General features: G+C 55.5%; 28 protein-coding genes and 1 other RNA gene. 9 read left to right on the forward strand and 20 right to left on the reverse strand.

From position 1 onward, the window contains the following. Positions 1–104: 104 nt before the first annotated feature. Both ctrA and sciP read right to left on the reverse strand, forming a co-directional pair. Positions 105–821, reverse strand: coding sequence for a response regulator transcription factor CtrA (ctrA, locus tag ACR0NW_RS06300; protein ID WP_480449653.1), 717 nt, complete (start codon positions 819–821; stop codon positions 105–107). Positions 822–904: 83 nt separating this feature from the next. Further along, on the reverse strand, positions 905–1,198 hold the full coding sequence (gene sciP / locus ACR0NW_RS06305) for a CtrA inhibitor SciP (protein WP_480449655.1): 294 nt from the start codon (positions 1,196–1,198) through the stop codon (positions 905–907). A 129-nt stretch (positions 1,199–1,327) separates the two neighbouring features. Between sciP and mnmA the strand changes: the two genes are divergently transcribed. Then, a complete protein-coding gene (gene mnmA / locus ACR0NW_RS06310; RefSeq protein WP_480449657.1) occupies positions 1,328–2,473 on the forward strand; it encodes a tRNA 2-thiouridine(34) synthase MnmA in 1,146 nt (381 codons plus the stop codon). Here mnmA and ACR0NW_RS06315 read toward each other — a convergent pair. The 18 genes from ACR0NW_RS06315 to ACR0NW_RS06400 form a co-directional block, all read right to left on the reverse strand. Continuing rightward, positions 2,470–3,051 (reverse strand): cadmium resistance transporter, encoded by a 582-nt coding sequence (locus ACR0NW_RS06315; RefSeq protein ID WP_480449658.1) that lies wholly within the window; start codon positions 3,049–3,051, stop codon positions 2,470–2,472. The two genes, mnmA and ACR0NW_RS06315, sit on opposite strands and share 4 nt — an antisense overlap. Beyond that, positions 3,051–4,208 carry a lipid-A-disaccharide synthase gene (lpxB, locus tag ACR0NW_RS06320; protein ID WP_480449659.1) on the reverse strand — a complete coding sequence of 386 codons (1,158 nt, stop codon included), beginning with the start codon at positions 4,206–4,208 and terminating at the stop codon, positions 3,051–3,053. The genes ACR0NW_RS06315 and lpxB overlap by 1 nt, the downstream gene beginning before the upstream one ends. Continuing rightward, entirely contained in the window at positions 4,208–5,002 is a 795-nt protein-coding gene (locus tag ACR0NW_RS06325) for an LpxI family protein (protein ID WP_480449661.1), read from the reverse strand. The genes lpxB and ACR0NW_RS06325 overlap by 1 nt, the downstream gene beginning before the upstream one ends. Positions 5,003–5,006: 4 nt before the next feature. After that, the gene (gene lpxA, locus ACR0NW_RS06330) at positions 5,007–5,792 is read right to left on the reverse strand and encodes an acyl-ACP--UDP-N-acetylglucosamine O-acyltransferase (protein ID WP_480449662.1); all 786 of its coding nucleotides are present in this window, start codon (positions 5,790–5,792) and stop codon (positions 5,007–5,009) included. Further along, positions 5,789–6,262 carry a 3-hydroxyacyl-ACP dehydratase FabZ gene (gene fabZ / locus ACR0NW_RS06335; protein ID WP_170652484.1) on the reverse strand — a complete coding sequence of 158 codons (474 nt, stop codon included), beginning with the start codon at positions 6,260–6,262 and terminating at the stop codon, positions 5,789–5,791. The genes lpxA and fabZ overlap by 4 nt, the downstream gene beginning before the upstream one ends. Positions 6,263–6,334: 72 nt before the next feature. Then, entirely contained in the window at positions 6,335–6,919 is a 585-nt protein-coding gene (locus ACR0NW_RS06340) for an OmpH/Skp family outer membrane protein (protein ID WP_480449663.1), read from the reverse strand. Between the two features lie 4 nt (positions 6,920–6,923). After that, the gene (gene bamA, locus ACR0NW_RS06345) at positions 6,924–9,284 is read right to left on the reverse strand and encodes an outer membrane protein assembly factor BamA (protein ID WP_480449664.1); all 2,361 of its coding nucleotides are present in this window, start codon (positions 9,282–9,284) and stop codon (positions 6,924–6,926) included. Positions 9,285–9,411: 127 nt separating this feature from the next. Further along, positions 9,412–9,546 carry a hypothetical protein gene (locus ACR0NW_RS06350; protein ID WP_480449665.1) on the reverse strand — a complete coding sequence of 45 codons (135 nt, stop codon included), beginning with the start codon at positions 9,544–9,546 and terminating at the stop codon, positions 9,412–9,414. Positions 9,547–9,640: 94 nt separating this feature from the next. Continuing rightward, positions 9,641–10,993, reverse strand: coding sequence for an RIP metalloprotease RseP (gene rseP / locus ACR0NW_RS06355; protein ID WP_480449666.1), 1,353 nt, complete (start codon positions 10,991–10,993; stop codon positions 9,641–9,643). 4 nt (positions 10,994–10,997) lie between these two features. Then, positions 10,998–12,170: a 1-deoxy-D-xylulose-5-phosphate reductoisomerase gene (gene dxr, locus ACR0NW_RS06360; protein WP_480449667.1), complete on the reverse strand. Its 1,173-nt coding sequence runs from the start codon at positions 12,168–12,170 to the stop codon at positions 10,998–11,000. Continuing rightward, positions 12,170–12,952: a phosphatidate cytidylyltransferase gene (locus tag ACR0NW_RS06365; RefSeq protein WP_480449668.1), complete on the reverse strand. Its 783-nt coding sequence runs from the start codon at positions 12,950–12,952 to the stop codon at positions 12,170–12,172. The genes dxr and ACR0NW_RS06365 overlap by 1 nt, the downstream gene beginning before the upstream one ends. Continuing rightward, a complete protein-coding gene (locus ACR0NW_RS06370) occupies positions 12,949–13,680 on the reverse strand; it encodes an isoprenyl transferase (protein ID WP_480449669.1) in 732 nt (243 codons plus the stop codon). Before ACR0NW_RS06370 ends, ACR0NW_RS06365 begins: the two co-directional genes overlap by 4 nt. Positions 13,681–13,687: 7 nt before the next feature. Beyond that, positions 13,688–14,251, reverse strand: a complete 564-nt coding sequence (gene frr, locus ACR0NW_RS06375; protein ID WP_170652471.1) for a ribosome recycling factor — start codon at positions 14,249–14,251, stop codon at positions 13,688–13,690. Between the two features lie 187 nt (positions 14,252–14,438). After that, complete coding sequence (gene acuI / locus ACR0NW_RS06380; RefSeq protein ID WP_480449670.1) at positions 14,439–15,434, reverse strand: acryloyl-CoA reductase; 996 nt, start codon at positions 15,432–15,434, stop codon at positions 14,439–14,441. Positions 15,435–15,508: 74 nt separating this feature from the next. Further along, a complete protein-coding gene (locus ACR0NW_RS06385; protein WP_480449671.1) occupies positions 15,509–16,603 on the reverse strand; it encodes a dimethylsulfoniopropionate demethylase in 1,095 nt (364 codons plus the stop codon). Between the two features lies 1 nt (position 16,604). Beyond that, positions 16,605–17,111, reverse strand: coding sequence for a DinB family protein (locus ACR0NW_RS06390; RefSeq protein WP_170652465.1), 507 nt, complete (start codon positions 17,109–17,111; stop codon positions 16,605–16,607). Continuing rightward, on the reverse strand, positions 17,111–17,797 hold the full coding sequence (locus ACR0NW_RS06395; protein ID WP_170652463.1) for a DUF1326 domain-containing protein: 687 nt from the start codon (positions 17,795–17,797) through the stop codon (positions 17,111–17,113). Before ACR0NW_RS06395 ends, ACR0NW_RS06390 begins: the two co-directional genes overlap by 1 nt. 13 nt (positions 17,798–17,810) lie before the next feature. Then, positions 17,811–18,548: a DUF2182 domain-containing protein gene (locus tag ACR0NW_RS06400; RefSeq protein WP_480450159.1), complete on the reverse strand. Its 738-nt coding sequence runs from the start codon at positions 18,546–18,548 to the stop codon at positions 17,811–17,813. Between the two features lie 120 nt (positions 18,549–18,668). Between ACR0NW_RS06400 and ACR0NW_RS06405 the strand changes: the two genes are divergently transcribed. The 8 genes from ACR0NW_RS06405 to chrA all read left to right on the forward strand — a co-directional run bounded on the left by ACR0NW_RS06405 (position 18,669) and on the right by chrA (position 25,113). Then, on the forward strand, positions 18,669–19,400 hold the full coding sequence (locus tag ACR0NW_RS06405; protein WP_480449672.1) for a FadR/GntR family transcriptional regulator: 732 nt from the start codon (positions 18,669–18,671) through the stop codon (positions 19,398–19,400). 131 nt (positions 19,401–19,531) lie between these two features. Continuing rightward, positions 19,532–20,932 carry a selenium-binding protein SBP56-related protein gene (locus tag ACR0NW_RS06410; protein WP_480449673.1) on the forward strand — a complete coding sequence of 467 codons (1,401 nt, stop codon included), beginning with the start codon at positions 19,532–19,534 and terminating at the stop codon, positions 20,930–20,932. A gap of 1 nt (position 20,933) precedes the next feature. Next, complete coding sequence (locus ACR0NW_RS06415) at positions 20,934–21,596, forward strand: hypothetical protein (protein WP_480449674.1); 663 nt, start codon at positions 20,934–20,936, stop codon at positions 21,594–21,596. A gap of 60 nt (positions 21,597–21,656) precedes the next feature. Continuing rightward, positions 21,657–22,019 (forward strand): DUF4345 family protein, encoded by a 363-nt coding sequence (locus tag ACR0NW_RS06420; protein ID WP_480449675.1) that lies wholly within the window; start codon positions 21,657–21,659, stop codon positions 22,017–22,019. Between the two features lie 36 nt (positions 22,020–22,055). Then, positions 22,056–22,402: a transfer-messenger RNA gene (ssrA, locus tag ACR0NW_RS06425) on the forward strand. 99 nt (positions 22,403–22,501) lie between these two features. Next, positions 22,502–22,933 carry an ester cyclase gene (locus ACR0NW_RS06430; RefSeq protein WP_170652453.1) on the forward strand — a complete coding sequence of 144 codons (432 nt, stop codon included), beginning with the start codon at positions 22,502–22,504 and terminating at the stop codon, positions 22,931–22,933. 117 nt (positions 22,934–23,050) lie between these two features. Further along, complete coding sequence (locus ACR0NW_RS06435; RefSeq protein ID WP_480449677.1) at positions 23,051–23,866, forward strand: chromate resistance protein ChrB domain-containing protein; 816 nt, start codon at positions 23,051–23,053, stop codon at positions 23,864–23,866. After that, positions 23,863–25,113, forward strand: a complete 1,251-nt coding sequence (gene chrA, locus ACR0NW_RS06440; RefSeq protein ID WP_480449678.1) for a chromate efflux transporter — start codon at positions 23,863–23,865, stop codon at positions 25,111–25,113. Before ACR0NW_RS06435 ends, chrA begins: the two co-directional genes overlap by 4 nt. Positions 25,114–25,127: the final 14 nt, after the last annotated feature.

The raw sequence follows: 25,127 nt of genomic DNA on the forward strand, positions 1-25,127 counted from the left end.
GATCTTGGGAACCAGTGATAGGGCGAGGCCATGATCAGGTCCAGTCATGCTAAGCCGTGAGTGAACTTGCCGCCCCGGACCGCCAGCGGCGCATCGTGATTACATCAGGCGCCGACGGCAAGCCGCGCCTCGCCCATCGCGTTGGATTGCGGGTCTCTTAGGACATAGCCACGCCCCCAGACGGTTTCGATATAGTTTTCGCCATCCGTTGCGTTGCTTAGTTTTTTGCGCAGTTTGCAGATGAAAACGTCGATAATCTTAAGTTCAGGTTCGTCCATTCCCCCGTACAGGTGATTCAGGAACATCTCTTTCGTCAATGTCGTTCCCTTGCGCAGACTCAGTAGTTCCAGCATCTGGTATTCCTTGCCTGTCAAATGCACTGGTGTGCCTTCGACATCCACCGTTTTGGCGTCCAGATTTACGGCAACGCGCCCGGTCCGGATGATCGACTGCGAATGTCCCTTTGAACGACGAATAATCGCGTGAATTCGCGCTACCAACTCTTCCCGATGAAACGGTTTTGTCAGATAATCGTCGGCCCCGAAACCAAATCCCTTGATCTTGCTTTCGGTGTCATCGGCACCCGAAAGAATCAATATCGGTGTTTCGACCCGCGCGATGCGCAGCTGGCGCAAGACCTCGTGCCCCGTCATGTCCGGTAGATTCAGATCCAGCAGAATCAAATCGTAGTCATAGAGCTTTGCCAGATCTATGCCTTCCTCACCAAGATCCGTCGCATAGACGTTCAGATTGGCATGCGTCAGCATTAACTCGATGCTTTTGGAAGTTGTCGGGTCATCCTCAACAAGAAGTATGCGCATATCAAAGCTCCAGTTTCGTAAATACTCAGATTTCAATTCAAATCTGACCAAGATTGGTTAACCCAACGTTACCGATATCGCTATTAAGTCTTTTCTACCTGAGGTTGTCTATATTTTTTTAGCGAAGTTACCTTCAGCGCATCTGCGCCATGTTCGACAACCGCCGTTGCCCACAAGCTGAACTCTTCCTCGCTAACCCCATATTTTTGCTTCACTTCCGACAGGGTTATCAGCCCATAAAGAACCCCGCGAACGACTGTCACTTTTCTTGATGCAACCCATCGCTGCGTATCCTCAGAAGGTAAATCAGCACGTGACAAAATCGATCCGTCCGGAAGTGTGACCGACCGAGGCCCTTCTACTTTGTGCAAATACATCATGCGCCCCTTTTGTTACTTCCCATAAGCTGATCCCAGCTTACTTAACGCTGCATGAAAGCACCTCTTGAGAGTGTCTCGAATTTTCCTATATTCTGCCGGTCTTTCGTAACCCGCACAGGATCCGACATGGCCCTCGATAACGAGACCCCGCTGAACTCGCTTGGCTTTGCCAAGCCACCCTCGGAAACGCGGGTTGTCGTAGCCATGTCCGGCGGCGTGGACAGTTCCGTTGTAGCGGCCTATCTGGCCGACCAGGGTTATGACGTCGTGGGTGTAACCCTGCAGCTATATGATCACGGCGCTGCACTGGCCAAAAAAGGCGCTTGTTGCGCGGGCATTGACATTCACGACGCACGGCGCGTGGCCGAAGAGCGCGGGTTCCCTCACTACGTTCTGGATTATGAAAACATCTTCAAGGATGCCGTGATCGACGAATTCGCCGACAGCTATCTGGCCGGTGCGACCCCGGTTCCCTGCATCCGCTGCAATGAGCGGGTTAAATTCAAGGATCTGCTGGAAACCGCCAGGGATCTTGAGGCCGACTGCATGGCAACAGGCCATTATATCCAACGCAAGATGGGGTCGAACGGCGCTGAGTTGCACAGCGCCGAGGATGCGAACCGCGATCAGTCCTACTTCCTGTTCTCGACCACGCCAGAGCAGCTGGATTATCTGCGCTTCCCTCTTGGTCACCTTCCCTCCAAGGACGCGACCCGGGAAATGGCAGCACAATATGGGCTGGCCGTCGCAGACAAGCCGGACAGTCAGGACATCTGTTTCGTACCTGATGGCAACTATGCCAGCGTAATCGAGAAACTCCGGCCGGGTGCAGCCGAACCGGGTGAGATCGTGCACGCCGATGGCCGGGTTCTTGGCACCCACACCGGCGTGATCCACTACACCATCGGACAACGTCGGGGTCTTGGAATTGGCGGCCTGAGCGAGCCCTTGTATGTCGTAAAGCTGGACGTTGACCAAAAGCAGGTTGTTGTCGGGCCAAAAGAAATGCTGGCGACGCGAACCGTACCCGTTCGCGAAATCAATTGGCTGGGCGATGCCCCTTTTGACTCGCAAAGGGAATGGCATGTTTCGGTCAAGGTCCGCTCGACCCGACCGCCGCGCGAAGCGATCATTCGCCCACTGTCTGACACAACGGCCGAAGTCGAACTTCTGACCGCGGAAGAAGGCATTTCCCCCGGTCAGGCCTGCGTGTTCTACGAAACCGAAGGAAGCCGCATCTTTGGCGGCGGATGGATCTGGCGCGGGTACTAGATCGCGTCGGTCCATGTATTGCTGAGGATATACAGCCCGGCCCCTATCATCACATAAGGGACAAGGCCCTCCAGCCTGCGGGCAACCCGCCCTGTCATAAAGGGCGTCCGTGTACTCAGCAATGCCAGCGCCGCCAGCGCCAGCGCGGCAAGGCTTGCACCAACCGCACCGGCAAGACGGAAACTCGGTACCGAATCCGCCAGCAGCGGAGCGAGAACAGCAAACGTATCCATGGACAGGCTGATGAAAATCAGTGTGGTCACAAGGATTGAGGTGCTGGATGAGATGCGGGCGGTGTCACCGCCATCTTTGTCCCGAAACCTCCTGATAGCTCCGACGACCCCCAGACACAGCGGGATCAGCCCCAGATACCCCGCCCATTGTGGAACGATATCGTCGACACCCAGTGCCACCGCAACAGACGCGCCGATAATGATGATCTGCGCCAGCAAGAACCCCAATACAGACCGCACCGGGCCTGACACCAGCATAAGCGCGATCAGCGCGGCCAGGTTATCCAGATTGGTCAGAACCTGCGCCAAAAAGGCCGATAGCGCAAAGACAACGTGATCAACCATCACGTCTTCATCCGCTGCAGAACCGCACGAGCCGCCCTGAGCCCCGGTGCCTCCCCCCCTCGACCGAGGCGTTCCATCGTGCTCTGCATCGCCTCAGCCTGACTTTCAGGATGGGCTGCGACGCCTGCAAGCTTGTCCGCGATGAGCTCCGGCAAACACTCCGGACCCAGACATTCGGGCACTGCGCGCGTTTCGCTGACCAGATTGACGAGAGTTACCGTATCGAGCCTGACCATCCGTTCGGCCATTTTCTGGGTCAGCCATGTCAGCTTGTAGGCAATGACCATCGGAGTCGACTGCGCGGCAAGTTCAAGAGAAACTGTGCCCGAAGCCGCCAATGCGACCTCAGCCGCGGCAAAGGCTGCGCGTTTTTGCGCCGTTGCCTGATCGGCAGGTATCCCGCGGGGATCAACGACCACAGGTGAACCGGGCCAGTTCTGTACGTGTTCTGACACCACATCGGCCATGTGCGCGACGGTCGGGACCACAACGCGCATGTCCGGCCGGTCCTGCAGAAGCACCGTCAGCGCCTCACCAAACACCGGGGCAAGCCTGTCAACCTCGCCCCGTCGTGAACCCGGCAAAGCCAGCAGTATGGGTGCCTCCCCGATACCGAATTCATCGCGGAATGCGGCAATATCATCGTTGGTTGCTGTCGGCTCATTTACGACGGGATGCCCAACGAAATCGCACTCCATCCCGGCGCGCTCCATGTAGGGCGGCTCAAAGGGCAGCAGCGCCAAAACGTGGTCGATGACCTTCGCCATCTTGTCAGCGCGCCCGGGACGCCAGGCCCAGACACTTGGGGCCACGTAGTGCACCGTTCGAATATCGCTTCTGGCTTTGACCTGTTTGGCCACGCGCAAGGAAAAATCGGGGCTGTCGATAGTGATCAGAACGTCCGGGTTTGTCGCCAGAACTGCCTCGGCCGTTTCAGATATCCGGCGTTTGAGGTGAAAAAACTTGGGCAGAACCTCTACCAGCCCCATGACGCTGAGTTCGGACATCGGAAATCGGCTGTCCAATCCCTGCGCCTGCATGAGCGGACCGCCAACGCCATCGAAACTCAGATCGGGAACCAGGGTCTTTAGCCCCTCCATCAACGCGGCGCCCAACCGGTCGCCCGATGGTTCACCGGCGACCAGAAATACCCGCATCAGACTGCGCGCTCACGCACGTAAAGGAATATTCCCAGCCGGTTGCATTCCTCGATCACACGCTCGCGCTCCAACACGATGACACCGCCTTTTTCGACAACGATTCCGGCTAGCCCGGCAGCTACCGCAGCGGTTACTGTATCAGGGCCAATGACGGGCAGATCAGCGCGCCGGTCCTGCCCCGATTTTGGAGCCTTGAACAGCACGCCACCTCCAACATCGGGCCGCTGCGCCAGCGATTGCAACATCCAGGCGGTGCCAAAAATTCCTTCGACTGCCAAAACCTGATTGTCCAGAACCACACAGGCCTGACCGATATCAGCCGCGCTCATGACCCGCAGTACCCCGGCCGCGCGGTCAGCGTCGGTCAGATCCTTGTCCGAAGGCCGTGTTTCCGTCTGACATCCCAAAGGCGGTAGTATATCCGGCGCCAGTTCATGGGCGGCATGCACCGCCAGACCCGCATCTTCAAAAATGCCGATAACCGCGCGCAAGGCCCCGTCGTCCCCCGACATGATCGCCTGCTGCAAGATCGGAACCAACGGCATCGTTTCCGCATCAATGCGGCCCGGATTGATGACCGGACGTCGGACCGCACCGGCCATGCAGACTTCGGTAATTCCACGCGTGCGCAAATCGGCAATAAAACTGCCCAGCTGTTCCAGCGGAAAGACACGATCTGCGGTCAGGTTTTCAGGCTCGAAACCTTCCATCGCGCATATCATCGGACGCTCTGGCAATCTTGCCACCAACTCTTCCGGCAAGGCACCGGTTCCCGCAATCAGCGCCAGCATTGCATTACTTCCTAGGTGTGAGGAAAGAGCGGTCGGTCTCGCCAGTCACGAAATCGACGATCCGGCGAACATATTCACTGTCGGTTCCATCGCCCAACCGTTTGGCGCGGTCCATAAAGGTTCCTTCGCCGTCGGACAGCTCGCGAAATGCGGCCCGCAGCGCCGAAATATCTTCACGCGCAACGCCGCGCCGCTTCAAACCCACGAGGTTCAGGCCATCCAGCTCACCGCGCGACGCCTGAACAAGACCATAAGGAATGACATCATTGGCGACCATCGTCAGAGCGCCAATAATCGCGCCCTGCCCCACGCGCACCCATTGATGCAACCCAGACAGACCGCCAACGATAACGTCATCTCCAACGATGCAATGTCCCGCCGCACCGGCATGGTTCACCATGATCACGCGGTCACCAATCTGGACATCGTGGGCGACATGTGCGCCAGCCATCAGCAGGCAATCGTCCCCGATCCGGGTTACTCCACCACCGCCTTCGGTCCCGGCATTGATCGTCACATGCTCGCGAATGCGATTACGCTTGCCGATTTCAAGACGCGTGTTTTCGCCCTTGAACTTAAGATCCTGAGGAATCTCTCCGATAACAGCGAAATTGAAGATCACGGAATCATCGTCTACCGAAGTCTGACCGGTGACAACGACATGTGATTTCAACACGACCCGATCACCAAGCCGGACTTGTCCGCCGACATAGCAAAACGGGCCGATTTCACAATCTTGGCCGATCTGTGCACCGTCTTCGATGATCGCGCTGGGATGAATGCGGCTCATGTTGTTTTTTCCATGTCCCAGTCCACATAGGCAGCGAACTCGGCCTCGGCAGCTACATCGCCTTCAACGGTCGCGCGACCGCTGAATTTAAAGATCTTGCCACCGATCTTACCACGCACGGTCTCAACATGCATCTCAAGCACATCGCCGGGGATCACTTTGCGGCGGAATTTGCACTTGTCGATGTTCATGAAATAGATCAGCAATTCGCTGTCGATCACATCCATACCTACACCCAGCATTACGCCCGCGGTCTGGGCCATAGCCTCGACGATGGTCACGCCCGGCATGATCGGCGTTCCGGGAAAGTGGCCCTGAAAATGCGGCTCGTTCATGGTCACGTTCTTGATGCCGACGGCCGAATGATACCCTTTGATATCGATCACCTTGTCGACCAGCAGAAACGGATAGCGATGAGGCAGAATCCTCTGAATCAACTGAATGTCGGCACTTTTGGTTTCCGTGGTCATCGTGCGGTCGTCCTGTTCCGGGTGTTCTTTTACGAGTGGATTAGCAATCTCCTACCTCAAGGGCAAGCATCGCTAGTCTGCGCCCTGCTGCTCCAGCTCCGAGCCATCGCCAATGGCGGCATCGATCCGCGCAATCGCAATATCCGTGATATCCGTTGCATCCGAGCTTAGAAATACATCGGTTCTTTCGACAATCAGGCCCGCACCCGTCTCGCGCAGCAGATCAACCAGTATGGGTCGCGCCATTTCGAGAAACAGGCTCCTTGCCTCATCACTACGGATTGCCAAAGCGTCCAATTTTGCGCGCTGACTTTCACGATGGGTCTGAACTTTTCTGTCAAACGCTTCGGCTAGGGGGCGAAATTCCTGAGCAGTCATGGTTGCGCGCTTTTCGGTCAGATCCTTTTCCTCGCGGCTGAGATCTTCCACGATTCGCTCATTTTCGGCCGCAAGCAGAGCACCTTCGGCTTCAATTTCCCCGATCACACGCATCCCAAATGCCGAGCCTGAAAAAAGCCGATCACTGGAGATCGTGAGAATAGCCGCCTGTGGAACCCCCAACTGCTGAGGCAACGTCTGAGTTGGCCCGATCAGGGCCAAAAGAATACACAGGGCCCTCAAGGGGCCCTGTGATACTACTCTGAGTATTCCAAACATGTCCTCAGAACCGGGCCTGAATCGTCAGGTCAAAGTTCTGTTCTTTGTCGAAATCCTCTTTCTGGATTGCTTTCGAGAAGTTGAACCGAAGCGGGCCAAATCCTGTCGTCCACAGGATGGAGAAGCCAATCACCTGACGGATCGACCCGTCTGCACCAACGATGGTACCGCCGGACGTATCCACGTTCGAGAGGTTGTAGAGGTTGCCGATGTCATAGAACAAACCACCGCGTAGGCCCAATTCTTCGGGCAGCCCGAGGGGGAAATCCGCCTCAAAGCGCGTTACCCAGTAATAGTTGCCGCCGATAGCATCATCCTGACCGTTCGACAGATCCCGCGGCCCAAGGCCCGCCGGTTCAAACCCACGGAATGTATTCGGCCCAAGAACAAAGCGGTCGATGGTACGGCTGAAGTTGTCACCGGTCCAATGCAGTGCACCAGCCTCGACTGTCGCGCGCAAAGTCACCTCTTCGTTCCAGACCCGCGTCTGAGCAATCGAACGCGCGCTGGTCTTGAAGTATTCGTTGTCACCGCCAAGACCCGCGGCATCAACGCCCACCTCGAACAGGAAGCCGGCATTCGGGTTCAGACCACCAATCCGGCTGTCATAGGTATAGGAAAGTCCAAGCGAACTCGTTGAGCGTTCTCCTTGCGCGATTTCCGAGCTGATGACAGCACCACTGGTCTGACCATCCTGCTCTGTCATTTCACTGTTTTCCCATCTGTACCGCAGGCTAACCGACGACAGTTCGCCGATTGCGTAGGACAGTGAAGGATTGAAGAACACACGGTCTACGTCATAGGTCGCAAAGCTTGAGTTTTGCGAAGCCAATCCCATTCCGAGATCAAAACGAAGTCTACGGCCCAACAGGTACGGCTCGGAAAAGTTGATGACGTACTGTTCCGCGTCCTGCGCCGTTGACAGGGTGAGGCCCAGAGTTTGCCCACGCCCAAGGAAGTTTGACTCGGTCAGACCGACTGCAACCCCGAAACCGTCCGAGATCGAGTAGCTACCACCAAGGCTGAGCGAGCCTGTTGGCTGTTCCTGAACGTCCACGTCGATGATGACCTGGCTGGGCGACGATCCCTCGCGCGTTTCCACATCAGCGGTCGAGAAAAAGCCAAGCGCGCGGATGCGTTCAGCACTCTGACGGACTTCCCGCGGATTGAACGGATCGCCTTCAACAGTGTTGAACTGCCGCCGGATCACGCGGTCCAGGGTCGTGGTGTTCCCTTCGATATCAATTCGCTCGACAAAGATACGTGGACCTTTAGTCAGAACAAACTGAACATCCAGCGTAAGATCGCGGTCATTTCGTGTGATACGCGGCTCGACCCTCAGAAAATCGACGCCCTGCTTCAGCCCCAAACGTTCTTGCCGTGCGATTGAGTTTTCAACGTGGGTCGGCGAATAGATCACGCCGGGTTTGATCTTGAGGGCATCCTGATAGGCTGCCGCATCAACGCCGGGAATCTCGCTGACTGTTGAGACGCGTCCGAACCTGAACTGCTGTCCTTCGGTAACATCCATCACCAGAAAGAAGGCATCCCGTTCGCGCGTAAATTCAACATTTGCGCTGTTGACGCGAAAATCGACATAGCCCCGCGACAGGTAGAAATCACGCAGCACCTGTTTGTCGAACTCGATACGATCCGCGATAAACGTGTCCGAGCGCAGGAACGTACGCAGGAAGTTGGCCTGCTTGGTCTCCAGAATGCGGCGCAAACGCCGGTCTGAATAGACACGGTTACCGACAAAGCTCACACGTTCAATTTCGATTGTGGTGCCTTCGGAGACCTCAAAAACCAGATCAACACGATTGTCGCTACGGCGAATGATTTGGGGAATGACAGTTGCCGATACCCGCCCTTGCGCCGAGTAGATTTCAGCAATCAGGTTGGCATCTTTTTCAGCGACTTCCGGAGTGAACACCCGACGGGGCTGGGACTCAATTGCCTCCATCAGCACATCGTCCTTGACCCTGCGGTTGCCTTCGACACTGATCTTGTTGATCGTCGGATATTCTTCGACCGAAATGACCAGTGTGCTGCCTTTTGGCGTCAGTTCGACTGTTTCAAAAACACCACTGTCAAGCAAACGCTGATAGGCATCGTTCAACTGACCCGCAGTCACCTGCTGGCCCCGTTCGATTCCCGAACGCGCTATTATGGTGGACGTTTCAATCCGTCGGTTGCCTTCGACCTGAACCGAGTTGAACGTGTAATTTTGGGCCAGCGCCTGCTGCGGCGAAACCACAAACACCATTGCAAAGAAAAGGAAAAAAATTCCTAGTGCCCGCCACAAAATATTGCCTTGCGGTTTGTAAACACCGCAGGATGTGCCCGCGCCTCTCCTGTCAGTCATTTTTGTCTCTACCCAAAATTATACGACTTTAACGTTGAGTACCGGGATTGTTGGGGCTTGTCAAAAGCCCAAAAGACAACGCGGCCCAATGGGCCGCGCAACTGAATTTCCAAACATATTCAGGGAATCACAAAGATAGTACGTAGGCGCAAATAGCCCAGGCAACAGCAATGGCCCCAACGCTCAGGAACCGGTCCCAGTTCAGCGTCATCAAAAGGGTCAGGCCCTGATAGGATTGCTGCAGCGTGTTTAACATCGCCAATTACTTCTCTTGTTCCACAAAGGTTTTTTGCGAAGACAAATTTAGCCCACAATTGAGGCGATATTTTGTCATTTTTTGGGTGGCCGGGTCACAATCAACAGAAGAGATCGTTGCTCAAGGAAAAGACCATCAGCATCAAAATCAGGCTAATCCCGATTCCCATCAGAACCCGCAAAGCGGAATCGCTGGGCGGTTTTCCCACAACGGCCTCATAAGCGTAGAAGACAAGATGCCCCCCATCCAGAGCCGGTATCGGGAACAGGTTGAGCAACCCAACCGCTGTCGACAAAACAGCGATAAAGAAAACAAAGCTCTGAGTACCCTGACTGGCCATCGCGCCCGACGTTTCGGCGATGCCGATAGGTCCGGAAATATTACACGTGCTAATCGCGCCGGTGATCATATGCCAGATGCCCGACAATGAACCATCGATAATACGTATGGTCTGGTTCACGCCGTTAGATAGTGATGCCCCCAACCCGGCGGGTTCTGTCGCCGGTTCCAGCATCATTCCCCCGACTATGCCAATCCGCCAGTGGGTTACAAACCCGCCATCCGGCTGCGGTTCATCGGTGCGACGTGGCGCCAGCGCAAACTCAAGTTCCGTCCCATCACGCCATACATTCAGCAGCAAAACCCGCCCATCCGAAGATTCAACGTGTTCTTTCAACTGTTCAAAGGCAAAGATCGGCTCACCATCCACCGCGGTGATCACGTCACCGGGGCGTAGTTGTATGTCCATTGCCGCACTTCTGGGCGCAACCTGCTGGATCAGCGGCGGGAACAGCCACGGCCCGGACACATTAACCTCCTGACCATCACGCAGAACCGAATAGTCCAGAACCGGCTGCACCGGCAATTCGTCGACAAAATCACCCCACTCACCACCTTGGTCAAAATCGGGTGTGCGGATGCCTTCGATTGCGACGATCTGATCGCCATCCCTGAGTTCCTGAACGGTCCCAGGCAGCGGTTTCAAATTTCCCACCGTTAACGGTTCTTTAGCCACCCCTTGTGACCAGAAGATCAAGCCGAAAACCAGAATTGACAGCACAAAGTTAAAAATCGGACCTGCGGCAACCGTTGCCGCGCGCGCCCAAAGCGGCGCGCCGTGCATAGTGCGACGCAGCTCTTCCGGGTTTTGCTCGGAAAGCTCTTCCATCGCTTCCTCGTCTTTGCCCGAGGCTGCGTTGGCATCGCCCAGAAACTTGACGTAACCACCGAATGGAAGGGCTGCGACCTGCCATTTGGTACCATGTTTATCCACCCGACTCCAAAGAACGGGACCAAATCCAAGCGAGAAGACCTCGGCATGAATGCCAGACCAGCGACCAACAATGTAATGACCGTATTCATGCACGGCCACAATGACCGAAAGTGCCACGACAAACGCCGCGATTGTATAAAGTAGCCCACCAAATTGCGGGATCAGAGATATGATGTCCAAGTGTCTATCCTGCTCGCGTGATCACGGCTTCATCCACCCACTTACGTGCCAGATGGTCCGTTTTAAGTACGTTATCAAGGGTCATGTCGGCATCAATCAGGCCGGTGGTGCCCTCGAACCGATCCAATACGGCCTCGACCACCATGGCCATATCCAGAAATCCGATCCGCTTTTCGATGAACAGATCCAGTGCGCGTTCCTTGGCTGCATTGAATACAGCTCCGGACAACCCGCCTCTCTCCATAACATTCCGAGCCAGCCTCAGCGCCGGATACCGGGCAAGATCCGGGTCCTGGAAATGCAGCTTGCCTAGCTTGGCCAAATCCAGCCGAGCGACCGGCAGTTCACGCCTTGCGGGCCAGTGCAAAGCGTATCCGATAGCGTGCCGCATGTCCGGCGCGCCCAGATGCGCCATCAGCGCGCCGTCCCGGAAACCGACCAGCGCATGAACCATGGATTCAGGATGGATCAGAACCTCGATTTCACCCGGCGCCACCCCGAAATATTCCTTGGTTTCTATGACTTCCAACGCCTTGTTGAACATAGAGGCACTGTCGATGGTGATCCGCTGACCCATGTCCCAGTTTGGATGGCTGGATGCCTGTTCGACAGTTGCCTTCGACAGTTCCTCCAGAGGCCAGTCGCGGAAAGCACCACCACTTGCGGTAATGACGATACGTTCAACCGACGCGATCTCTTCGCCTACAAGTGCCTGAAACACAGCCGAATGTTCGCTGTCCACCGGCAACAAACGGGCATCGTGTTTTTTGGCGGTTTCAATCACCAGTGAACCGGCACAAACCAACGTTTCCTTGTTGGCCAATGCCAGGGTCGCCCCTTGCTTCAGCGCCTCAAGACCCGGGTTCAGACCTGCGGAGCCGACGATTGCCGACATGACCCAATCGGCGGGCCTAGTCGCGGCTTCGTTCAAGGCAGTTGTCCCTGCAGCGGCTTCGATCCCGGTCCCGGCAAGCGCGGCTTTTAGGTCTTCCAGACAATCATCATAGGCCGTTACGGCCACCTTGGCGCCCAATGATCGGGCATCTTGCGCAAGCTGTGCAATGTTCCTGCCGCCGGTCAACGCAACGACATCATACGATGACCGGTCGCGAGAAATCAGGTCGATGGTGTTCTGCCCGACCGAGCCGGTGGCACCAAAAATCGATACCTTACGCATCACATTCCTCCGGGAGAGAAAAACAGCCCCAGAATAAGAACCAGCAACGATGCGCCCATCATCCCGTCAAACCTGTCAAGAAACCCGCCATGCCCGGGAATTAGGTTCGAACTGTCTTTCACGCCCAGTTTCCTCTTGGTCGCACTTTCAACGATGTCGCCGGCCTGACTGGCCATGGATGCAAGAACCGACACCATGACAAAGGTAATGCCAAACCCCGCATGCATCGCAAAACCTGCCCCAACCAACGCCGCGGCGACCCAGCCACCGGCGGTGCCGGACCACGTTTTCTTTGGGCTGACTTTCGGCCAGAACTTTGGTCCGCCAACCGACTTGCCGACAAAGTACCCCGCGACGTCAGTAGCCACGACAACCGCGATCAACCAGACCATCCAGACAAGACCCATGTTTTCGCGAATCGAAATAAAGCCAAGCCCTGCTGCGGCAATCCAAACGGCAAACAGAGCATACAAACCCTTGTGCTGTTTCACCTGCCCCGCCCCAACCAAAGCCGGAGCCAACAACAAGGGCAACTTGTAAAGCGGCGGAACGTGATAGCTAAGCGCAATGGCGGCGCCAGTCAGAATAGCAAGCTGAACGGCAACGCCCATACGATCGGGGTCGACCATCCGCACCAATTCCCAGATCATCAACCCACAAGCGACAGCAATGAAACTCTCGAACCACAGCCCGCCAAGCCAAACTTCAATTGAGCCGATGCCGACCAGCACCAGAGCAGACAGTACCCGAGCGGTCAGATCGGACCACCTGCCGTCACTCATGCCAGAACCGCTCCAAACCGGCGCTCGCGCGATCCATAACTGCGGCACAACCGTTCCAGCTCATCCGCTGTGAAATCCGGCCACAGCGTGTCGATGAACTCGTATTCAGAATACGCAGACTGCCAAAGCAGGAAATTGGAAATCCTTGCTTCTCCGCTGGTTCGGATCACCAGATCCGGATCCGGCAGAACATGAGTATCCAGATATTTTGGAAGCGTTTCCACGTCCACATCCTCGGGCCGCAGTTTTCCATCGGCGACATCCCGGGCCAACCGTTTTGTCGCCCTGGCAACCTCATCCCGACCGCCATAGTTCAACGCTACTGTCAGATGAACCAGATCATTGTGGCTGGTCGCCTGTTCAAGCTTGTCCATAAGCTCGATCAGCTTGGAGTCCAGACGCATGCGATCACCAATAAACCGCACGCGCACACCGTTTTCCTTCAGTGCGCGTGTTTCCTTGGTGATATAGCGCCGGAACAAGCTCATCAGGCCAGCAACCTCGACCTGAGTGCGTTTCCAGTTCTCGGTCGAAAAAGCAAATACCGTCAAATACTTGATGCCAAGAGGCGGGCACGCTTCGACGACCTCGCGTACGCGCCGCGCACCGGCGTGATGCCCAAACAATCGGGGTCGCCCCCGCGCCTGCGCCCAACGTCCATTTCCGTCCATGATGATGGCGACGTGCTGCGGGCCGACAGGCTCCAGGATATCCGGATCTTTGGGCATTATCAGGTCAGACCTGCATGATCTCGGATTGCTTGGTTTCAAGCGCTTCGTCCACGACCTTGATCATCTTGTCGGTCAGCTCCTGAACTTCGGCCTCCCAGAATTTCTGGTCATCCTCGGACAAACCGTCACTTTTGGCCTTTTTGATCTGATCCATACCGTCGCGCCGCACATTTCGGATCGCAACGCGTGCATGTTCCGCATACTGGCCTGCAACTTTGCCAAGTTCGCGCCGGCGTTCTTCGTTCAGCTCCGGAATGGGCAGCATGATAATGGTACCGTTGAGCTGCGGATTGATGCCCAGCCCACTTTCACGGATCGCCTTTTCCACTTTGCCCACCAGGGACTTGTCCCAAACATTGACAGTTACCATCCGAGGCTCGGGTACATTGACCGTACCAACCTGATTGACCGGCGTCATGGAACCATAGGCATCCACCATCACTGGCTCAAGCATCGACGCCGACGCACGACCGGTACGCAAAGACGCAAATTCGGTCCGCAGATTTGCCATCGCGCCATCCATGCGGCGCTGGAGATCATCGGTGTCCAGTTCGAAATCGTCAGACATGCTGCTCACTCCCCGTTTTCAGGTACTGTTCCGATGGGTCATAAGACATCGGAATTGGGATGTATAGCAATCATGAACGGGAAATGTGACGATAGCGAGGGGTGTTTCACGGCTTTTTGGTGTTTTTCCTGCCCAACAGGAAAGCTGCCCGAAAAAGTGAACGGACAGCTTTCGTTACAGGGATCGCTCAGCCGTTAACGTCGACAACAACGCGGCCCTTTACCTGACCTTTCAGAATATCGGCCCCCAGCTGTGGCAGGTCGCTGAGGTTCGCAGGCTGAATCATTGCGTCCAGCTTATCCATCGGCAAATCGGTCGAGATTCTCTGCCAGGCGCGTACACGGTTTTCATATGGCTGCATCACACTATCGATACCCAAAAGGTTCACGCCTCGCAGAAGGAAGGGAATCACCGATGCTGGTAACGAAGCCCCTCCAGCCAGACCGACTGCGGCAACCGAACATCCATATTTCATCTGGCCCAGAACGCGCGCCAGCATTTCACCACCAACCGCATCAACACAACCTGCCCAGTTCTCGCTCTCAAGTGGTCGCTTGGTTGTTTCGTTCAGTTCTTCCCGCGCAACGATTGTCGTAGCACCCAGCGATTTAAGATAATCGGCTGCTTCCGGACGACCGGTCACGGCGGCAACCTCGTAACCCAGTTTGGCCAGAATGGCGGTTGCAACTGATCCGACACCACCTGCTGCGCCCGTCACCAATACAGGGCCGTGATCCGGTGTCAGTCCATGATCTTCCAGAGCCATCACTGCAAGCATCGAGGTCAGGCCCGCAGTACCAACGGCCATTGCGTGCCTTGCATCCAAGCCCTCGGGCAGCGGCACCAGCCAATCCGCCAGCGCGTTGGCTTTTTGAGAGTACCCACCCCAATGCGCCTCGCCCACACGCCAGCCGGTCAGCACGACCTTGTCGCCGGGCTTATAACGGTCGTCCGAAGACGACTCGACTGTTCCGGCATAATCGATTCCGGGTACATGCGGGTACTTTCGAACCAACCCACCACCACTGGGGCTCAGACACAGGCCGTCCTTATAGTTTACCGTCGAATATTCCACAGCGACGGTGACTTCCCCATGCGGGAGAGTATCCTGGGATATCTGCTGAATCGAGGCGCTTGCTTTGCCACTTTCTTCATTCTTTTCAACAACCAATGCGTTGAACATCATGCCACTCCTCTAATCTGGACGCGGTGCGCCCGGCATTTCATCTATCTTCCAAACGTCATCGATGATCACAGTCATCGCCAAAACCGTTCCTGTACAACGGCCCATCTCATTCCGTGTTCTGTCAGCACCTCGACGCGGGTACCGGGTGACCAATGCGATCGATCAACCATGCCAATGGCCACGTTAACCCCGAACTCGGGTGAAAAGACCGCCGAAGCTATCTGCCCAACCTGATTTCCCTGGGACATGAGTGGCCAGGACTCGGAACAGGGTCCAATATCACCCTCGATCACAACGGGCCGAATCTGCCGCGGCGGGCCATTTTGAGCCTGCTCCGCCAGCGCCGCCTTCCCGATGTAGCTTTCGGGTGAGTTGCAATATCGACCCAGACCACATTCAAACGGCGTATTCTCGCGCGTCATGTCCGATCCGAAACTCAAAAGCCCGCTTTCAATGCGCTCAATGTTGTTCGGACAACCAGCCCGAACTTTTAGATCGCGTCCGGCAGCAAAAAGAGCGTCCCATAGCGGCATGCCATAATCGGAGGCATCTACATAGATTTCAAATCCGCCTTGTTTTGACCAACCCGACCGGGCCACGACAAACTCGCGATCTTCGAAAGCAAGACGCTTGTATCTGAAGAACTTTATATCCCGGACCTGCTCGCCAAAAACCCGGGCCATCAGTTCGTCCGCCTTTGGCCCCTGAACCGCCAGCGGTGAGACATCCGGCTCTGCTACTTCGACATCGAGACCAAGCGCGACAGCAATGCCCAATGCGAACTGCCACAAATCACCATCTGCCACCGATAGCCAATAGTGATCGTCAGCCAGTTTTACGGCCACCGGGTCATTCAGCATTCCACCGTTCTGATCAACGACCGGGACATAATAACACTGATCTTTCTGCATCCGCTCCATATCGCGCGGACTGAGCATTTTCATCAGCCGCAATGCATCCGGACCCTTAATCTCAACCTGACGTTCGCAGGCTACATCCCAAACCTGCACATGTTTCTTGAGGTGTGCCGCATCTGCTTCGACACTTTCAAAAAATGTCGGCAACAACATATGGTTATAGACAGTATATCCACCAACTCCGGCGGCTTCGACGCCGGGTGTAAACGGAGTTTTGCGGACGCGGCGACTGGGCGTGATTACGGCCATATCAAAACCCCTCGGGAAGGAATACCAGATCACTGACAGGTGCTTTTGATCCTGCCTCGGTCAGCATTTTGTGTAACTGACCGCGATGGTGCGTCTGATGATTGAACATGTGAATCACGCATTGAGCGTATGATTTGGTTACATCAGCCTCTTTTGCAGCCGAATACCACGTAAAATCCCCGGTCAACGGCCCGTCTTCAAGGCCATGAGCCCAGCCTTTGATACGCTCATCAATCTCCTCGCGCATTGGCAACCATTCAGAAAGATCGCCACATATCGAAGTGCTTTCCGGAATGCCGCCACCGGGGCCTGGACCTTTGTCAAAACGGGAAATCCAAATCCAGTCGCCCCACAGTAGGTGGTTCGCGGTGCCGAGTATCGAACCGAAAAAAGCGCCACGATCACGTGTCAGTTCAGCCAGCGAAAGCTTTTCAAGAAAGCCTGACAACTGATTGTTTTGCCACCGATTATATCGCGACATCTCCTGTGCGTAGGCCGCGGTGATCATCACTTGGGCCCGTGCCAGTCGATCTGACAGATTTCCGCCGAACGTCCTTCAAAATCCCAAACCCGACCAAAGGCGCGTACACGGCCCTTGCTGGCCGTGGCTACAGTGATGTCCGGACCCATCCAGTATTCGGTATTCGATATTACAATATCGCTTTCCTTATCCTTGCCCTGAACCGGAAAGACCGTGCCCTGAATTTTCTTACCAACAGTTATGTGCCGGTTCTTGCCATCGTTCACGTAGGATACGGGCTGCCGTTCGGCGCCAAGGAACTCACCCACCAAAATCGAGAACAGCCCGGTAGTACCTCGTGCCTGCCCCGAGAAAATCTTGACCAATCCTTCATAGGCTGCGTGGCTGGCACGATCGTCGATAAACACTGCAGCCTTCCAGTTGCCGCGCGACATCATTCCCGGAATTTCGATCAGCAAACCGATATTCAAACCAGACAGATCTTCGTCGCCATAATGGCCGCTATCGATGCGCACGCCACCCCAGGTCTGACAATGCCCTTCGGTTGGTTCATGCTTGCCCAGCGAAACCACGCACGGACAGAAAACCGTGCAATTGCAATTCAGTACAAGCTCGCCTTTAATTGCCCACGGCGTCAAACCGGGGTCTTTGCGATCCGCAGCCGGATGTCGGCTGTCGATCTTCTCGGCGACTTCCAGTCGGTCGTTTGCCATTCTTAATCCTCCTTCAAATCAGGCCAAATCCGATTGCAACCGACGCGGCAATCAGTGCTCCACCCAAGGGCCGGGTAATCCAGCGCCCCAAGTCGGGCAGTTTCTCAAAAACCATGATGATGGTCGCCAGCCCCATGAAAGCCAGGTTCATGACACCACCCACAAAGGCCAAAAGCATCAGTGCCCAGCAACACCCAAGGCAAACCAGTCCCAGCCGAATGCCATTGCGCCACGGACCTTCATCCCAATGGGTCATGAAGAACATCATGGGTGAGCGGCATTTCTCCAGACAGGCATCCTTAACAGGTGAAAATTGATAGCCACCGGCAACAGCCAGAAGCCCTGCGGACAGAAAACGGGTGCCGCTTTGGCCCAAAGGATCGATCAGACCGGCCTGAAACAGCGCCATTTGCACCCCGGCGGCTAAGAGCGAAAACCCCAACCAAACGAAAAGGTATCCGCCAAGCAGGTGCCCCATATGGACGCCCGCACCAGTCTCACCCAGTTCTTCATATGTTGCGAGAGCCGGTAGAACAGTCGGGGCCATCATTGCGGCCGACATCAACACCCACATCAAAACCATCCGGACAAATCCGGCGGCATCTGGGGTGACAACGCACAGACTTGACCAGAAGTCCGCCCCGTAAACCATTCCGATCTGACGCAATTCCGCTGGAACTGACATCAGATATAAAACGGTCCACGCTCCAGCTATGCCGATGAAAAGCGCCAGCCAGTGCGGCGCGGTCATTGCCCTGATGCGTTCCGACAGCATGGCTCTCCCTCCCTCGCTCCCGACTCATCTCTTGCTTTTCAAATGTCAGACTTTTAAATGTCAGACAAATAAAAAATTACAAATCGTGCGCCAAACATGAAAATCGACCCTTTGAAACCTGCCGATCTTTCGGCGCAAATCGCTCAGGCCATCCGCGATGCTATTGTCACGGGAAAGCTGATCGTAGATGAACGCCTGCCGTCCGAGGCGGAACTGGCGGACCAATTCCGGGTATCGCGCCCCACTGTACGCGAAGCCCTGAAAAGGCTTGCAGCACAGTCGCTTATCCGTACTCAGCGCGGTGCCACAGGTGGCGCCTTCGTGAACCGCTTGAATTTCGAAGATGCGTATTCACAGCAGATTACGACCTCGACGTTACTATTGTCGATGAACGCCGTCAGCTTCGATACGGCCTGCGAGGCCCGATATGCACTGGAACGCGCATGTGCCCCCTTGTCCGCGCAACGACGTACAGCCGATCATCTGGCGACCATGCGTGCAGAGATATTCCGCCAATCGCAACCTGGCCTGACAGACGAGGCGTTTTGCGCATCAGACGTGGCATTTCACCGTGCCCTTGTCGATGGCGCGGCAAATCCAGTTCTGTCCTATCAGTTGGCTGGCGCGGTCGAGGCAATGCAACCCCTGATGAACATGATTACCTTCACGGCTCGTTCCCGCGAAGAAATTATCTTGTTGCATACTGCCATCGCAAACGCTCTTGAAACGCAAGATGCCAAAGCGGTCGACACCGCCCTGATCGATCTTGAAGGCTATACCCGCAAACTTGCCCGGGACGTCGCGGAAAGCCGCCGCAAACACCCCTAAATATGGCAGTTGGAAAAGGCACTTGACGCAACTGGCCCCCCAAACGGACAATCAGGCAGGCAGCGTGACACCCGGCACGAAGACCGGAACTCTCAATAAAATTGAATATCAATTATTTACGGGAGGAAGTTATGAACCTTAGACCGGACCCGACATTCTATCCGTCCCCCAAACTGGCGATGGAAGGACCAACGGAAACATTGGCGTTCACACTGATGCTCAGCCCGGATTTCTCGCAACCTGATGGGCTGGCTGTGGTAAACACTGACCCGAACTCGGGCGATTTTGGCAAGATCGTCCACACTGTCATCATGCCCGAAACCGGGGACGAGTTTCATCATTTCGGCTGGAACGCCTGCTCTTCATCTCTTTCACCGCTCAGCGGTCACGCCTTTCTTGAGCGGAGGTATCTGATCATACCGGGCATTCGGTCCAGCCGTATATACGTGGTTGACGTCAAAAACCCGCTGGAAGCGAAGATACACAAGATTATCGAACCGGAAGAAGTGTTTGCAAAAACAGGATATTCCCGTCCGCATACCATTCATTGCGGACCGGAAGGCATATATGTCAGCACACTCGGCGGCGGTGGTCCGGATGGCACTGACGGCCCACCGGGTATCTTTATCATGGACTGCGAAACCTTCGACATCATCGGCCGGTATGAAATTGAGCGGGGCGTGCAGGACAAGCACTATGACTTCTGGTGGAACCTGCCACGCGACTACATGGTCAGTTCCGAATGGGCGCTGCCGCCACAATTCGAAAACGGCATCGTTGCCGAAGACCTGCTGTCGAATAAATACGGACACCGCATTCATTTCTGGAATCTGCGGAATCGCACAAATATTCAGACCATTGATCTGGGCGAAAACCACCAGATGGCGCTGGAAATCCGCCCTGCCCATGATCCGGTCAAACAACACGGTTTTTGCGGAGTGGTCGTAGATACAACCAACCTCCAAGGTGCAGTATTTACATGGTGGCGGAATGACGACGGAACGTTCGAAGCGAAAAAGACGATTACGATAGATCCGCAACCAGCTGATCCGAACGACCTGCCCGAGCTTCTCAAAGGGTTTTCAGCCGTACCGCCGTTGGTCACCGACATCGATCTAAGCTTGGACGACAAATACCTTTACGTCTCGTGCTGGGGGACCGGCGAGATGCATCAATACGACGTTTCCGACCCAATGAACCCCACTCTTGCCGGCAAAGTTGATATCGGTGGGATCGTCAAAAAGACCAAGCACCCCAACGGCAACGACTTTGGTTATGGCCCCCAAATGGTCGAAATCAGCCGGGACGGCAAACGTGTTTACTGGACCAATTCGTTGTATTCCACGTGGGATGACCAGTTCTACCCCGGTGATCGCGGCGCTGCGATGGTCAAGGCGGATGTCGGGGAAAACGGCGGTCTGACGCTTGATCCGAATTTCTGGGTCGAGTTCCCAAAGGGTTATCGCAGCCACCAAATCCGGCTCGAAGGCGGAGACTGTTCGACTGACAGCTTCTGCTACCCGTCGGCCTGAGTTGGAGTATCTGACGACGACCACGGCCGGGCTTTGGCTGGCCGTGGTGTTAAGCGGACTCTATCACGGCCTTAACCCCGGTATGGGTTGGCCCTTGACCGTGTCTGCCGCGATGATGGAGCGCCGTCAGGCCGCGCTGTGGAAAGCGCTGGGTGCACTGGCCACCGGGCACTTTCTGGCCATGCTCGGTATCCTGCTACCATTCGCGCTTATGGCCGTGTTGGTCGAATACCAGTCAGAAATCCGCATCGGCGCCGCCCTATTGGTCATCGCGATGGGTCTTTATGTCATGATCACGCGTCGCCATCCCCGAATGCTGTCTCGAATTCCGCCCGGCAAGCTGATCTTGTGGTCCTTTCTTGTGGCACTGGCTCACGGAGCCGCATTGATGCTGGTTCCGATATACCTCGGCCTCTGTGGCCTTGACGAACTGGACACCGGCCACAGGGCCGTTTCTGAAATCATGGCAACCAACATGGCCCTGACACTGGCCGTGGCATCGATTCATACGCTAGCTATGGTCACAGCCGGGGGCGGACTGGCTTTTGCCGTCTATCGTTGGCTGGGGTTAAAGTTCCTGTCGCAAGGCTGGTTCGATCTGGAGCTCGTCTGGGCCTTAAGCCTTTTGGTTGTCGGAGGCCTGGGCTTGTGGTCAGCGCTTTAGGGGCTTTCACAGGCCGAAAACCGAGCTAAGTAGCTAACCTTCAAACATTGCGAGGATCGGATGATACCCACCATTAACGCAGCAATTGCTGTTTTGACGATCGGTTTCGGACTGTTCGGGTTTCTGGCGCCGGCGTGGACAGCCGCTTCGCTGGATCTGGCGCCGACCAACAGCACAATGGGTTTGAGCGAAATGCGCGCTTCGGTTGGCGGGCTTTTTGTCGTTACGGGCGCTGCGGTTTTGTTGCTCAACAGCCCGACTGCGTATTTGATGTTGGGAATTGTCTATGCGGGCACTGCACTGGGTCGTTTTGTTTCCTTGGCGCTGGACAACCCACCAATTGCAAAAGCGCTGCTATTTGGAGGAATCGAGGCGGTACTGGCAGCACTACTGATCGCTACAAACCTCAATAAATCCGTATAATTAATTAATAACATTAACCTTTCCCCGAAGCATTCTCTATTTGCATCCCTCCAAGCCGTCACCTATATATGTCATGTCCTTAGGGACTATGGACATAAACGCGCTCGTAATAAACGGATCGGACCCGGGGGCGGTACCCGGCGACTCCACCATACATCCTTCATTTGGGGATCATGGGGTCGAAACAGGATCGACGGACGTCTAAAGGGGTTAGCTTTGTCTCGGCGGGGTGCCACCGTACCGGCCCAAACAGTACAATTGCAAATGACAATCGTGCTCCGGTTGCAGTTGCTGCGTAAGCAGTAACAAGACCGAAACTTAAGCCCTTGCGCCTAGCCGCGTAAGGCGGGGTTCGCAGGTACCTGGCAACAGAAACCTGCACTTACCTTTCATGTTTGCCCTTTTTGACCACGAACATCCTTTTGTTCATGGTTTTTTCACTCTCTTTTTGCACGGTTTTCGTCAATGGTTGGAGAACGGACATGACGAAATCAGAATTGCTCAAAGCCTGGTACTCTGAAGTTTGGGAACAGGGAAACACAGACGCCATCGACCAGTACTTTTTACCGGATACGATGGCCGAAGGGTTGATACCGGAAATGCAGGTTGGGGCAGATGACTTCCGTGATCTGGTAACCGCGTTCCGGCACCTGCTGGGAGATATCCGTGTGGAGCTGCCGAAAATCATTGAGGAAAATGATTGGCTCTCTGCAATTCTGCATGTTCATACGTCTCGCGCCGACACCGGTGCTGCGGTCGAAGTCTCTGGTCAGGTCATGGCTCGGTTCAAGGACGGAAAAATGGTCGAGGCCTATAATCAATTCGACTTCGTTTCGTTCTTTGAGCAACTTGGTCAGCTGCCACAGGATACCCTGCCCGTTTGCATGACCGGTCAAAGGCTCGACTGGGTCTGATAATATTGACGGTTCGGACCATTCCGCTGTACCTAAGGCTCATGGGGTAACGTTGCGAACACCCCGTGAGGCGACAGCCCAAGTTTCGCATGTATCCACGTCTGAAGGAGACATGCCATGGCTGCCCCAAATGCCATCAAGGTTCAGCAACTGTTACGTCTAGTCGGAACACCGCAGTCACCGATCATCGTTGATATCTGCCTGGAAGACGACTTTTCGGCCGATCCCTATCTGATTCCTGGTTCAGTTCGCCTTTCGCACACCGACATGAAGGGAATTCGCGAGGTTTTTCAGGACAAACCCGGCGTTATTGTATGTCAGCAAGGCAAAAAGCTTAGCCAGGGTTTGGTTTCCTTATTGCGCGGAGAAGGTTACGACGCCGAATTTCTGGAAGGCGGGATGTTTGCGTGGCGGGATACTCCGGACGCTGTGAGAGTGCCATTTGCTGCGCTCCCAATGCCTCCAGGGGGAAGCACACTTTGGGTCACCCGACATCGGCCCAAAATCGACCGGATCGCCTGCCCCTGGCTTATCCGCCGATTTGTTGATCCGTCTGCACGCTTCCTTTTTGTCTCCCCTTCCGAGGTTGAAGGAGTGGCCGAACGGTTTGGCGCCACACCATTTGACATCGAAGGCCAATTCTGGAGCCATCGGGGCGAAAATTGTACTTTTGATACAATGTTGGACGAATTCGGGCTGCGAACCCCTGCCCTGAATCGCTTGTCCGAGGTTGTTCGCGCAGCAGACACCAATCGCCACGACCTTGCCCCCGAGGCCGCTGGCCTGCTCGCCGTTTCCGTCGGTCTGTCGCGCCAATACAGGGATGATCACGAGCAGCTGACGGCCGGAATGCACCTTTATGACGCTTTGTACCGCTGGGCGCGGGACGGGTTCACTGAAACGCACGACTGGCCGTCGGAGCGCAAGAAATGACCCCGACAAATGGCGAACTCGTTGCCGTATTTGGCCGCATTGGCCTGCTGTCATTCGGCGGACCAGCTGCGCAGATTTCATTGATGCATCAGGAACTTGTGGAACGACGACCCTGGCTGGACGAGCAAACCTATTTGCGCGCACTTTCGTTGTGCATGCTTCTGCCCGGCCCGGAAGCAATGCAGTTGGCCACTTATGCAGGCTGGCGTTTGCGGGGTGTGGCGGGCGGGCTGATCGCCGGTGGTCTGTTTGTACTGCCTGGTGCACTGATCATTTCGGTGCTTGTCGGGCTTTATGCTGCGTTCGGGGAACTACCTCTGGTTCAATCGGCCTTTCTTGGGGTCAAGGCAACGGTCATCGTGATCGTCCTGCAGGCACTCAGAAACCTATCGCGCAAGGCGTTGACGGACAGAGAGCATCGGATCATCGCTATATTGGGCTTTCTGGCCATTTTCGCCCTGAACATCCCTTTCCCACTGATTATTCTGGGTGCCGCCATTTGGGGGTATCTGACTTCGGCTGAATCCGGTTCTGACGGGAGTTTCCCAGACGCGCCACCAACCGCGCCAATTCGAACCGCGATCATCTGGCTGACCCTCTGGCTTGCGCCTCTGTTCACACTTTCGATGACCGGTCCCAAATTGTTGAGTGATCTGGGCTGGTTCTTCGCCCGACTGGCAGTTGTCACGTTCGGCGGGGCCTACGCCGTTCTGGCTTACATGACGCAAACAGTCGTGGAAAAATACAACTGGATCACCACAGACCAGATGATTGACGCGCTGGGTCTTGCCGAAACGACCCCCGGGCCGCTGATACTGGTCACACAGTTTGTCGCCATGCTCAGCGGGCAAACGGCGGGTGGGCCAGCCCTTGCGATCGCCGCTGGGATGATCGCGCTTTGGGCGACCTTCATTCCATGCTTTTTGTGGATTTTTCTTGCCGCACCTTATCTGGAACAAATTGCCGCCCGACCGCGCCTGTCGTCGGCTCTGCATGGAATCACGGCAGCCGTGGTCGGCGTGATTCTCAACCTGTCTGTTTGGTTTGGTCTGAATGTTCTTTTTAGCAGCGTTCCCGAATTTCAATTCGGGCCTCTTTCCCTGCCAGCGCCGGGAATGGACTCACTGAACATCACCGCATTGATTTTAACCCTTGTCGCCGGGCTATTGATTTTCCGACTAAAATTCGGGATTGGAAGGGCGTTAACCGTTATGATTCTGGCGGGCCTGATTGCTCACTTCGTATAACCAATAATGCGCAA

The sequence above is a fragment of the Ruegeria sp. CF5 genome (assembly GCF_056537325.1).